The sequence below is a fragment of the Coxiella-like endosymbiont of Rhipicephalus sanguineus genome, assembly GCF_018687865.1.
Map to the genome: position 1 here is coordinate 1 of NZ_NIQB01000042.1, position 12,601 is coordinate 12,601.

A 12,601-nucleotide genomic window follows, 5' to 3' on the forward strand; every position below is an offset into this window, starting at 1 on the left:
TAAAAGCAGAATGTGGCAGGCAGGCATTCACAGTTATGCGAAAAATATTGAGAAATTAATTGGTTTGGATTGTATTATTTTAATACAATGTGGTGATATGTTAGTACGAACCTTATTTAAAGGTGATATTGAGGGTTATGATCATCTGAGCTCCATCAAATAGAAAATAAAAGTATCCAAGCCTTTTATTTATAATGCTGAACTTGTGAGTGCTGCTCCTCTAATTTTGGCAAGACGAAAATCCCCTATTTAATAAAGTTTTTATGTTAAACTCACTGTGATTAGCTCAAGGAATTATTGTTAGACACGCCTCATTATTACAGCACGGTTGGTGGCATAGGTGCCCATCTTTTTCGTCACTTACTTCACATAGCTATAATCATCATCCCTTTTCTTTACTATTCCTATTCCATTTCTGTCGCCCGTTTTTTGGGTTTGTCACTTCATTCCTTATTGTTAGTTATCATAGCAATAGTTATTTTATTTGAAATCGTACACTTGAGACGTAAATGGGTTTTATGGGGGCAGCGTAAACGCGAAGGGCGTATGGTTTTTTCTTTTGCCTGGACCGTTATTAGTTTTTGTATGATTTTATTATTGGCACTCGGAAAGCAATACGCTATTCCCATTATTGCTTCCTGTTCTCTCGTTGATCCCCTCCTTGGCGAATTACGACATACCCGATTAGGCCACAACGTGGATTTTTTTCTGGGTGTGGTTGTTGTCATGCTAATTTGGTGGTTGGCGAGCTCGTGGTTTAAGATTGATTCGCTTCTTGCTTTATTAATGGGGCCTTTGGCAGTGATGGTAGAATGGAGAAACTTTCAATGGATTGATGATAATGCATTGATGATGTTGATTCCGCTGTTGGTTATATTTTAATTCTATATCCATAAATGGAAAGGCAAGTAAGTTTCAATTAGATTGTTAGAAAGGAGTATGCTGTGTTGGCCTTGGTCTGGATTCTTTTATTCCTTATTGTGAGACTTGTTCTTACATTTAATCGGGCTTCCTTGATTGTTTGGATAATTAGTTATGTTTTTCTTCTTTTTCTTGTTTACGCTTTTAGTAAAACCACTTTAGGGGGGGGGGGATCTAGTTAGTTTATGGGTTGTATTTTAGTTTATGGGTTGTATTTTTAATATTAGCCGTTTTATTCAATGTATTGTCATTACGCCGAAAAATTTTTTCATGTAAATTTTTATCTTTCTACCGTCAACGAATGCTCCAATTATCAATAACGGAACGTGAAGCATTGACTGCAGGAAATGTAGGGTGGGAAGGAGAATTGTTTAGCGGAATGCCCGATTGGTATAAATTACAAAGCATTCCTAAAGACAAATTATCAGTGGAAGAACAGGTATTTTTAGATGGCTCTGTCGAAGATTTAATGTGGCATGATCCATGATTAGGATATAAATCAACAATTTTAATATTCTAAACCAAATTTGGGATCATTTTAAAAAACAAGGTTTTTTTGGATTTATTATTCCTAATACCACCGGGATTGAAGCTTGTGTCGGAGCGGACATAAATAATGATGCTATTGTGTTTGGTAATTTGGGCATAGTCTCCGTGTGCTCAAACGTCGAGATATTTGTCAAAATAAGCTTTTTAATATTTTTTTCTATGTGGATCATTCTAAAAATAAATAGGCATTGCAGGAAAGGGTCCTGTACAAACCAATTCGCCTTTTTTGTCGATAACGGGTTTTCCTGCTTCATTAAAAATCTTTACATTCATTCCGAGACCAACACATTGCAATTTATCCCACTAAATCGGCAGTAGAGGATTCCCGAAAGTGAAACAAGAGATAATATCACTATCTCAGAAATTGATCACAGTTGTACGTTTGTTTTTACTTCTTGATACATATAATCAAAACTTTTCAGTAATAAAGGCGAACCTATATTTAAATTTTTTTTAAATTCGATAAAAGGTACATTTTTTAAGTTTTAAATTTAACTTATCAGAAGATTCTGTAATTTTTGCTCCAACGTCTAAAATAGAAATGATTACTTTGTTGATTAAATCAAAAAGGATTGTAGGAGTGAGATGAAAAAGCACTTCATCATAAAGGATGACTGTAGCCCCGACAACAAGGCTGCTGACTAACCAATTTCACATTATCTAGCCGCACGTGGTATAAAAGAAAATGCGATCTTCAGGTGTAAGTCAGTATGTAAAATTAATTCTTTCAAATGTTGAATTAACGTGCCACGAGCGCTGTGTACCATACATTTAGGTTTTCCAGTGGTACCTGAAGAATAAAGAATGTAAATCGGATGATTAAAGCGTAATTGTTCAAAATAAAAGTTCTTGGAATTACTTTTTAAGCAATTGCGATAAAATTTAGCATTTTTTAGTGAGTTGAGGGCTAATTTTTCTTTGGTGATTGAGACAATAATAATCTTTATTAGTGAAAGTAGAAAATTTTGTAATTGGCGATTTTTTTAAATGATGAAAGGTCTTGCCTTATAAGAATGGCTTTCTACAGCGAACAATACTTTTTGTTCGATTTGCTCGAAACGATCGACCAATCCTTCCAAACCAAAATCTGGGGAGTAGGCCGACTAAATAGCGCCAATGCTGGTAGTCGCCAGCATAGCGACAACAGTTTCAATCCGATTAGACATAAAGTCAAACGACACGGTCACCCGGTTTAACCTGGCCTTGGCATAGAAAAGTAGCAATAGCAGCGACTTTGTTAAAAAGCTTATTCTAAGTAAAAGTTTTAAAATCGCTTTGCTCTGAAATAAAGATTAAGGCGGGATAGTGCTCCCTTCGAGGTAATAAATTTTCAGCGAAATTGAGTTTTTTTCCTAAAAACCATTTCGTATCTTGTATCTGGACAAATTTTTAGTATTTCAGTAGGTTTTTGCGATGCTTTTACTTTACAAAATTCCCAAACTGACTGCCAAAAAAGAGTTGGATATTCAATTGACCAACGATAGAGCTCTGGATAATAATCAATTTTTAAGCAAAATCATGTATTAATAAAAGGAATAAGGTGCGTCATTTAGCTCTGCGTCAGAGCCTCTTTAAGAAGGTCTCCACAATGGCTATTCCGTCATCGCTTATACTTCGCGTTTCCGTGAGGAGATAGTATTGCACGAATTTGTATCTGATGCTAAGTTACATTCCTCCAATGTAGGCACGTAGCTCAGTGGTAGAGCACCACCTTGACATGGTGGGGGTCGTTGGTTCGATACCAATCGTGCCTACCAGTTTAGCCCGAAGCATCCTATAATTTAGAAAAAATTAATAAGATATAGAATTTTGGTCCAGGACCTCTCGCTAGCTCTCTCAAAAGAATCTAATAAAAGTTTCCTTACCTCTGTTGATAATAATAAACAAACTCATATATTTTCGTTTACTGAATAAAAGACAAAACAAAGTTATGAGCACTGTAGCAATCGGAGCAACGCCTCTCCTCAGCTACAAGAATTTAAGGCGTTTATTTCTCACTCTTTCCGTCGCAAAATAGCTTTGAGTTCAGTCTACCTATTCTAAAAAAATAATGAAGCAACAAGATTGCTTGGGAAACTTGATGGCATCACTAAGCTGCTTCCGGATACAGATTTTTTTCTAACGTATTTGCGGAAAGATGTCGCCTGCTTCTTTAATTGGTTAGTTAACAATCTTTTGGTAAAATATTAAAAAAATTTGATAAGAATAGATTGATTTATATTTTATCCATTGTAATTTCAATCTTATTGAAAAAAATTTTTTTTCAAGAAAAAACTGCCCCATCTGCAGAAATAAAAATTGTTAATAGAAGTGAATTAAGAGAAAATAAGACAAAAATTTTAGTCAACTCATTATAATACGGAATTTCAAGGATATACTTTTAATTTATTAGTTGCAAAACCAGTGCATTTTTGGAACTTTTAAATTCTTGATTGATGTATTACAGATTCCATACCTCTAAAAAATATAGAGGATACACGTTTAAAACGATGTTAGTAAGGGAGCAGTTATGGCTCCTTCTAGATGAGATTGAGTGTCACAGCATTAATCCAGATGAATTAGAGAATCCATATGTGAGCTACAATGTTAGTCAAGCTTTTTTATAGAAGAAAGCAAATTGGAACATATAAAAATTATTATTTGTCCTTCCAAATTAGATCAACATTTAAAAGCAAATCAGCCAAAACCCCAGCTTAGTGGCATTAAAAGTTTCATCTCATAACGATTAAATTATTTTGCTTCCCAAAATTTTTATCGTTCTGTAGGTTTTTATTTTTTTTTAGAGTTTTTCCTTTAGACAACAAAGTATTTAATAGGGTTTCAAGATATTCAAACTTACCGAAGAATTGGTTAAAAGTTCCTTAGAAATTTTCTTTTTATAGCCCATCTCTTTTAAAATTTTATATAAAGCAGGCGGCTATGGGCATTAAATTTGAAATATAATTGATCGTTAAAAATTCTGTCGATAGTGCTTTTAGAAACTTTTCTTCCTTCAAGATTGTAAAATATATCCGCAATTTCTTAACTGCTTAAATTGGCTAGAAAGAACAAGATAACTTGTTTTTCTCATTTGGTTAAATAAGGGGGGTGCGAGTTTTCCCTCCAGTTTGAGCGTAAGAATTTTTATTCAGATAGTGATAGAAATTTAGGATATTCATTTTAAGATCTTGAAATAAAATGCCTACGACGTTATTGGTTGAAGAGTTAATTAAAAGAATTTTAATGGCAATATAAAGGTATCAATCTGTTATAAAATCGATTAATTTTTGAGAACCATCTTCGGTGAGCGGCTGCTCATAACTGGTTCATCTTATTAAGTTATAATTAATTCAAAATTACGATCGTTATCGTATAGAAGAGCGGCAGCCAAATCCTTTTGCCGATAATTTCTTTTGCCCTCAATACTCATGCGTTGAACCAAATAATCAGACCAAAAATATGTTTTGATCGGCAGTTTTTTACGCTCATCATTTAATTATAGGCATCGCCTGAGACAAGAAAAATATAGAGGTTACAATTTTTTTAAAAAAGTATCATTGGAAGAATCAACTGGGCGAGATGTTTTAGCTATGTTATTTTAGCTCTATTAGGGACTGAGAAACTTCATTATACTTTTGGAAAGGAATCTTTACCAGCACAAAAAATTGGATGTAAAAAGACTTCTGTCAGATTATTATAATCTCTAAGATTTAGTAATTCTCTAGCTATTGAAAAATACTATGGAATGATATTATTCTTTTAATTAATTTATTCTCTTGTGAAACTATCAGCTAATAGTCATTCGGAGTATCCTGATGCAATATCAGTTAAATACAAAAAAACCTATTTATTATATCTAATTTTATTGATTAGCTTTCCTTCCGTATCAGCAGTATTGATTAGTCGTGCATTGTCAGCTATTAGTAATTTTTTTCATCTCTCAAATGGCTATACTCAGAAATTTATTATTATTTTTGTGATTGGATATGTGTTAAGACAACTTATCTATTCCCTTTTACTAATCGGGTTTGGTCATAAAATCGTAACGCATTTAAGAATTAGCCTTTATTTATTCAGTTGTTTAATTTTTTTAATTGGTATTTACGTCCATAGCCTTGAAATTGTTTTTTGGGGCCGCTTTCTTATGGCATTGGGTTCAGCCGTATGAATGATTATTAGTTTTACGATCATTAATGATTTTTATTTTTCTGAACAAGCTCGTCCGCTAGTAAGTTATACCGTATTGGCGTATGCATTTATGACTGTATTTGATATCAAATTGGGTAGTTTTATTACAACACATATATCCTGGGTTGGTTGTTTCTATTTTTATTTAATACGGTATTATATTACTACGTAGTTACCAGAAACTCTGGTGGCTCGGAATCATGTCGCTCTAAGATTCAAAACGCTACTTCGTAGTTATTTTCAAGCATTGACTACGTGGTGTGTAGATTTATTTTCAATTATTTATAGACTAATGACGACGTTTATTTATATTGTGGCCAGTCGTGCTCTCTTTATAGGTATCGATGAAATTGGATTAACCTCGGCCCATTATGGAATGCTGCTGCTTATTCCGTACAGTGGGTAATTTATCAGCGCCTTATCGGCTCGAAAAATCAATCAATGACTATCCGATTATCAAGTCATGTCATTGGGTTATGGAAGTACTATTTTTAGAAGTCTATTAATATTTATTTGTTTTTTGTTTCATTATATAAATGTATTTAGTTTGTATTTAGCTTAATGATTCCCATTTTTTTTATTATGATGGGCTTACCAATGACCTATAGTAGTGTGAGCGTGATGGGGTGTGTTAGTTGGTTACGAAGAAAAAGCTATCAGAGCCGCCATTATGAGTTTTATAACAATGAGTGTCACCTTAGTAGCGGTATTCGTGTTAACCCTGCTACCAAGAAAAAATTCGCTTATGATGAGAATGTTGTTTATTGTTATTTTAGCATTCGTTATATTAGCCTTTTGGAAGGCTAATATAGCGATTTGGCGACAGCTAATTTCTTAGCTTTTAATCTGATTAATTTTCATATGCCTATCTTTATAGGCTTGATACTGTTCGAAAAAGAAATTGGCTATAGTCGCCTTTTCCTTTGTTAAAAGTGGATGTTGATTAATCTTGGAAAAGGATTGAATTTCAATAAGGCTATTAGTTTGAAATATTTCAGTGGCCTTTAAAAGATCCTCGGGATATAGAATTTTCTCAGTTATCGGTTTTCCTATTTGAGCGGCAATTTTGATAATTGTATCTCGGGTAATTCCAGGCAAAAGACCGTCCTCAATTCGAGGAGTAAATATTTTTTGATTAATCAAAGCAAACAAATTTCCAATGCTTGTTTCAGTGATAGCACCTTTCGTATTAAGCATTAAACCTTCGTGATATCCTGCTTTAATAGCTTCTTGTCTTGCCAATATGAGTTCTAAACAATTTAAGTTCTTTAATCGGCTTAAAAGAGAAGCTTCATTTCGCTTAATATCTGTAATGTACAGTGTAGGCGAAATTGGGCGGGATGAGCTAGAAAGTGTAACAGTGATCAATAAGGTAGGGGATGGATTAAGAGGTGCTTGAATCCCTTTTGGCGAAGGGCCCCGACTCAAGGTGATTCGAAGAGAAGCTGCTGTTGATATTCGATTAATTTCTAACAGTTGTTTGCATTGGTTTTTCAGTTCGATTAGGGAGAATTTAAAAGGAATTTCTAATTTTAAAGCGGAAGCTGCCAGCCGATGGTAATGTTCCTGAAAGAAAAGTAAATGCCCTTTTTCAACTTTAATAGTTTCAAATAAACCGTCTCCCAGTAAAAATCCTCGGTCATTACTATGAATGACTGGTGAATCCATTGAAGCAATATTGCTGTTTATTAGAATCTTCATAAGATAGAGTAATGAAATTATCGATTAATTGGAGCCCTTGTTCTGTCAAAATAGATTCTGGATGAAATTGTACGCCGAATGTGAGATAAACGCGATGGCGAATCGCCATAATCTCGCCTTCTTGACTTTCTGCCATAATTTCCAAGCAATCAGGGATCTGATTTTTGCTGATAATGAGTGAATGATAGCGACCTGCAGAAAAAGGATTAGGAATTTTAAAAAAAGAGATTGTTGATTGTGGTGGATCCGACTGGCTTTCCCATGCATGGGATAATGAGCACGGCATACCTGTGCGCCAAAGGCATATCCGATAGCTTGATGTCCCAGACATACTCCTAAAAGAGGAATATGAGGGGAGAAGCGTTTGATAACATTGAGGGAAATGCCGGTTTGAGTGGGTCCCCCAGGGCCCGGGGAGATTACGATATGAGAGGGCTTAAGTGTTTCTATTTCGGTGAGGGTGATTTTATCATGACGATATATTAATATCGGATGGCCTAAGATCTCAAAATATCGACCTAAGTTATAGACAAAAGAATCATAATTATCGATGAGCAGAATCATAGTGTGAAAGATTTTACACAATACGACAGACAAAACAAATCAGCTGCACCACTTCCAGCGAAGGTTCGTGGGTTTTAGCCATTTATACTAGCAAGGGTAAAGAAAATGTCGAATACAGAGCAGCCTTATTGGGCTTCTATCCCTTATCGAGATCCATTTGAATACGCTGTGATCTTCCACAAATTAAATTATTTTGTCTTTTTAGATAGTATGAAATTTGATCCAAAACTGGGAAGATACAGTTATATTGCTATAGATCCATTCGCTACGCTTATTTATCGCGATGATAGAATTTATTTTAATAATGAGGTGGTTGCGACAGAAAATATTTTTACGTTTCTGCATAATAAATTAAAATCATTATCACTCTCGTTAAATCCTAAGTTGCCTCCTTTTCAGGGAGGAGCGGTGGGATTTTTTAGCTATGATTTAACAAGGAATTTGGAAAATTTACCAAATTATGCTGTGGACGACATGCGTTATCCACGCTTGGCAGTAGGATTTTATGATTTAATCATTTCCTTTGATCATGTTAAACAACAAGCATGGGTTATTTCTTCCGGATTGCCTGAAAAAATAATGAAAAAAGAAAACGTCGTTTGCAGTTACGTCTTTCTTGGTGTTTACAGAAATTGGAAAATGTTAAAACTCCACAATTAATTGACGAACTATCGGTGATGGAAAATGATATTCGCGGGTACTTTACTAAAAAACATATATGGAAGCGGTAGAGAAATGTCGTCATTATATTTTGGACGGTGATATTTTTGAGGTAAATTTATCACAAAGATTCCAGTGTGTTTTTCCAGATAATTGCGAATTTTCGCTTTATCAGCGAATTCGTGCAATAAATCCCGCGCCCTTTGGAGCTTTTGTTCGTTTTGATGATACAACTATTGTTTCCAGTTCTCCCGAACGGTTTTTAAAAGTGCAAGATCGTTTAGTGGAAACAAGGCCGATTAAAGGAACTATTAAGCGTTCACGTGATGCAAAGGAAGATGAGCTATTAGCTCAGCAACTAGCGATGAATATCAAAGATCGTGCCGAGAATACGATGATTGTAGATTTAATGCGAAATGATTTATCGAAGGTTTGTCTTTCCAATTCGATTCATGTTCCTGCGTATTGTCAGATAGAAAGTTATGAGACAGTCCATCATTTGGTGTCGGTTATTGAAGGAAAACTAAAAAATCAGTATCAGGCTGTCGATTTATTACGAACAGCTTTTCCGGGAGGTTCTATTTCAGGCGCTCCTAAAATAAGAGCTATGGAAATAATTGAAGAATTAGAGCCTACACGACGAGGACCTTATTGCGGCAGTGTAGGGTATATTGGGTTTGATGGTAGTATGGATACTTCAATTCTTATTCGAACCTATGTTTTTAAAGATCAAATAGTTACATTTCAAGTGGGTGGAGCGATTGTCTTAGATTCGGACGCTCTTTCAGAATACGAAGAGACACTTACTAAAGCTGAGGCTTTAAAAAAAGCATTAATTAGCAAAGAAAAGATATAGAGAAATGGATGGTATCGGGGTGTTATTGTAAACGTTGCGATAGGTAAACGGTGGGATATACTATTTGTATGCGTTTATCTATTTTTATATGCCTAATTACATTTATAGCTTTTCCTTTAGTAGTTAAGGCAGGAAATCAAAATATAGAACGCATTTTTACTTAAAAAGGAATAGTATGGCACGTAGGTTTATTCGCGCTTTCCTGTAAAATCCAGCCTCATTAATCCATCAATTTATTTTTCGGATCTAAAGAAATAAATAATAATGCTATTATGACAGCGCCGTCTATTGGCAATTTTTTTGATATGCAAATGCAATGTCAGGTCGCGACCTATATATACCGTAATGCTCAAGTCGAAACTAATTCAATAACCAATAACGGAGATATTGACGAGTTGGGTTATATTAAAGGCTAACCACCTACTCAGTGTGTGACGGGATAGCTGTTAGAATGTTCAAGGAATACTGTAGAATAATGCGCGTTTGTTTTCTGTATAAAGATCCCCCCATCACCGATTCTTAAAATAAAACCGACATCCCAAAAGTTATTTTATCTTCAGATGCCGATTCTCCCTTACTAAGCTGGATATTTTTGAAAGTCCCATAATTTTAATCGTGTTCAAATTCAGTAAATAAATTGAATCTAGGAAACAATCGATAATAAGGTCTTACAATGTAGGGTATTTGCATTAAACCACTTCCGATTTCTCTAATTTAGTAAATAGATCTGAATTTCCAGATCGAGTTGCCAAATTTTTTTTCTTCCTGAATCTTTTCTGATAGGTTTTGATCAAATGAAGTTAAATTTTGTCTTGGGGGTTGATAAGGTGAGGAAAGGAAGAAGCCTTTGGATCGTTTGGCGACGCTCTTCTTTTATTTCTAAGATAAGCTTTGAACGCTATATTTCTAAACTGTGCGTTAAGCACCATTCCTAGCTTATGATCTGCTTCTGGCTTTCTTGAACATAAGTTCGCAAGCATTTGCGCCTGGCTATCGTGTAGGTGCGGGCGTATAAATAAAACCTAATATTAAATCTAGTAACTGCCAATCTAACTTAATTACTTTTAATACTTTGATTTTAATACTTTGGGACGAACTTAGCTTCCATGTTCAAGCAGAGGCCGCAAAATTTTTTCTCTAAAAATGCTATTTTTTCTCTCGATTGCTTTGAGGTAATTGAGAATACTGCTCTAGGGCATACTCGAATAAAGTTTGTATTTTTGTTTGATGGTCAGTATCTTCTCTATTTATAAGACACCAATCTAAGGGTACCTTTGATGTCCCAGTTCTTTTAGCTCCAGTTACCTCCATTTCTAAATGAGGCTCTCTTAATTCTGGATTTTCTTTACTTCGACACGATATATAACATTTCTACATATATTTCGCTTCGTTCTCCATAAGCGTTGTACAATTGTTATTTTCTGTGCCATCAGATTTTCGCTTTCTATAGTTTTGCTTTTCTCCGTTCTAAGCTCCTTTTTGTTGTTCGTGTTGATAAATTTCTGCTTGAGCAAAAAACTCCCTTTGCTTCTCTCGAATTTTAAAAAGAGCTGTAGGGAAGGTAATAGGCTATAATAAATTTCTTAGTGCATTCATTCATTCTCCCTCTAGGCGTTGTTCGATATATTTTTGAATCATCAATCGAAATTCATGATTCATCAGCTAGGGAATTAAAATTGGCTGATATAATTTAGAAATTAGTTTATCCATTTCTTTAGATAATGAAGAATTATTTTTTACTTTTTTGTAAATAATTTCTTTTCGGCATAATAGTATAACTTCAATTAAAATCTTTAATAACTGAGAATATCTTTCTATTCGTGGTACATGAAAGTTAAATTTCCATTATGCATAAATATTAATTACATCCTAGTGCTGAACGAAGTTCCTTCGAATTGCGCCATTCGATAGCCTCTTTCGCAAGTGTAATCTGAATAGTTCCCGCACGTTTTTGTTCGTCAGTTAATGGAGTTACCTTCTTGCTTACTTGTCGAAAAAGATAGGCGATAGTGTTGCCGTGGTACAAAATTTCTAGTATAGGTAGAAAAAGCTTTTTTTCTATTTTTGCTCGAAAAGAAAAATATTTATTTCGGGCATATTCAATAAGGCTAATAATGGATCTTATTCTACTCTCTATGGAGAAAATTTCATCTTCCAAAGAGAACGAAATCTTTTTGATCCTACAAAAGATTCTATTAATTTGTTTTTTATGTCATAGAGAGCGTCTATTAGAGTAGTCATCGAAGAAGCGAGACTCTAATGGCTCTTTTTCCAGGAGCGATTAGATAATTTGCATGTCGTCTCATTTTCTGCCAATTCTTGAAGGAGAGTCTGATTTTTTTTGCTAAAAGCTTCTTCGAGTTGACTCTGCAAACCGCTCCTCGATTCTTTGTCCGCTACTTCAACGATTGGGAAGAATGTATGTTTTCTTGAAAATTCTAATAAAACTTTCTTTTTTTTCTGAAGTACTTTGAGCTGGATAATTCTTTGTAACCATTCTTGATACGTGTCCTTCCATACTACTCTTCCCTCCATTTTTAGTAAGACATTTTTAGTAAGATTAAATGGAGTTCTACTAAGTCCCCTTCGTTAAAATCCTGTTGTAATTAGCTAATAACTGCTTTTCGCGCTTCTCTTTCTTGTTCTGCCAGTTCTTTCGGAATAAGAGGAAGAGGAGTATTAGTCTATATCTATAAACGTGTGGTAGGGTAGGTCGCATGTAATGACGCCTAGTGTAAACTTGAAATCAGTGAAATTTGACTTATTTTCGGATTTAATTTCAATGATGAATGCGAGGAGAACTTTATTTTTTTAAATTAGCTGAAAATTAGCTAAAAAATGGACTTCTTCAATGAGGAACCTCCAAAATGAAAAAAAACCAAGAAAAATTAAGAAAAAGAAAAATATTCCTTAAGAAGGGTTAACGCTTTACGAAGTCTTAAATTGTCAAAAAAATAGCAGGATGCTACCATCTTGCGTACTTTTCCATAAGGGTTCCATTATGCCAGTGATCAAACTTCCGGATGGAAGCATAAAAGGATTTTCTGAACTTGTAACTGTTCAAGAAGTTGCCGAGTCTATTGATGCTGGGCTTGCTAAGGCGGCATTAGCAGCAAAAGTTGATGATTGCTGGGTGGATACATCTTATCTCCTTCAGAAAGATGCCTCTCTTAAAATTATTAC

11 protein-coding genes, 1 tRNA gene and 1 pseudogene are annotated in these 12,601 nt (G+C 34.5%); 9 read left to right on the forward strand and 4 right to left on the reverse strand.

The features are described from left to right. Positions 1 to 297 precede the first annotated feature (297 nt). Both B1F79_RS02780 and B1F79_RS02785 read left to right on the forward strand, forming a co-directional pair. Positions 298 to 882: a hypothetical protein gene (locus tag B1F79_RS02780; RefSeq protein ID WP_251365906.1), complete on the forward strand. Its 585-nt coding sequence runs from the start codon at positions 298 to 300 to the stop codon at positions 880 to 882. A 340-nt stretch (positions 883 to 1,222) separates the two neighbouring features. Then, entirely contained in the window at positions 1,223 to 1,408 is a 186-nt protein-coding gene (locus tag B1F79_RS02785; protein ID WP_251365907.1) for a hypothetical protein, read from the forward strand. 718 nt (positions 1,409 to 2,126) lie between these two features. Here the strand turns inward: B1F79_RS02785 and B1F79_RS06580 are convergent. Then, positions 2,127 to 2,417: an AMP-binding protein gene (locus B1F79_RS06580; RefSeq protein WP_308159726.1), complete on the reverse strand. Its 291-nt coding sequence runs from the start codon at positions 2,415 to 2,417 to the stop codon at positions 2,127 to 2,129. Positions 2,418 to 3,152: 735 nt separating this feature from the next. Between B1F79_RS06580 and B1F79_RS02795 the strand changes: the two genes are divergently transcribed. From B1F79_RS02795 to B1F79_RS02810, 4 genes are all read left to right on the forward strand, one after another. After that, positions 3,153 to 3,227, forward strand: a tRNA-Val gene (locus B1F79_RS02795). A 2,390-nt stretch (positions 3,228 to 5,617) separates the two neighbouring features. Next, the gene (locus tag B1F79_RS02800) at positions 5,618 to 5,809 is read left to right on the forward strand and encodes a hypothetical protein (protein WP_251365908.1); all 192 of its coding nucleotides are present in this window, start codon (positions 5,618 to 5,620) and stop codon (positions 5,807 to 5,809) included. Positions 5,810 to 5,824: 15 nt separating this feature from the next. Beyond that, positions 5,825 to 6,043 (forward strand): hypothetical protein, encoded by a 219-nt coding sequence (locus tag B1F79_RS02805; RefSeq protein WP_251365909.1) that lies wholly within the window; start codon positions 5,825 to 5,827, stop codon positions 6,041 to 6,043. A 191-nt stretch (positions 6,044 to 6,234) separates the two neighbouring features. Then, positions 6,235 to 6,444, forward strand: coding sequence for a hypothetical protein (locus B1F79_RS02810; RefSeq protein ID WP_251365910.1), 210 nt, complete (start codon positions 6,235 to 6,237; stop codon positions 6,442 to 6,444). Positions 6,445 to 6,471: 27 nt separating this feature from the next. On the opposite strand, the gene B1F79_RS02815 is transcribed toward B1F79_RS02810, so the two are convergent. Beyond that, on the reverse strand, positions 6,472 to 7,305 hold the full coding sequence (locus tag B1F79_RS02815) for an aminodeoxychorismate lyase (protein WP_251365911.1): 834 nt from the start codon (positions 7,303 to 7,305) through the stop codon (positions 6,472 to 6,474). After that, positions 7,283 to 7,902 (reverse strand): annotated as a pseudogene (locus tag B1F79_RS02820) (anthranilate synthase component II). The gene B1F79_RS02815 and the pseudogene B1F79_RS02820 overlap by 23 nt, the downstream one beginning before the upstream one ends. Before the next feature lie 105 nt (positions 7,903 to 8,007). Here B1F79_RS02820 and B1F79_RS02825 point away from each other — a divergent pair. Together B1F79_RS02825 and B1F79_RS02830 are read left to right on the forward strand one after the other, a co-directional pair. Beyond that, positions 8,008 to 8,562, forward strand: a complete 555-nt coding sequence (locus B1F79_RS02825) for a hypothetical protein (RefSeq protein ID WP_285896370.1) — start codon at positions 8,008 to 8,010, stop codon at positions 8,560 to 8,562. A 58-nt stretch (positions 8,563 to 8,620) separates the two neighbouring features. Further along, positions 8,621 to 9,418, forward strand: coding sequence for an anthranilate synthase component I family protein (locus tag B1F79_RS02830; protein WP_251365912.1), 798 nt, complete (start codon positions 8,621 to 8,623; stop codon positions 9,416 to 9,418). A gap of 1,858 nt (positions 9,419 to 11,276) precedes the next feature. On the opposite strand, the gene B1F79_RS02835 is transcribed toward B1F79_RS02830, so the two are convergent. Continuing rightward, positions 11,277 to 11,576: a hypothetical protein gene (locus B1F79_RS02835; RefSeq protein ID WP_251365913.1), complete on the reverse strand. Its 300-nt coding sequence runs from the start codon at positions 11,574 to 11,576 to the stop codon at positions 11,277 to 11,279. A gap of 843 nt (positions 11,577 to 12,419) precedes the next feature. Between B1F79_RS02835 and B1F79_RS02840 the strand changes: the two genes are divergently transcribed. Then, positions 12,420 to 12,601 (forward strand): TGS domain-containing protein (locus B1F79_RS02840; protein WP_251365914.1); only part of this gene is annotated, 182 nt, incomplete at its 3' end.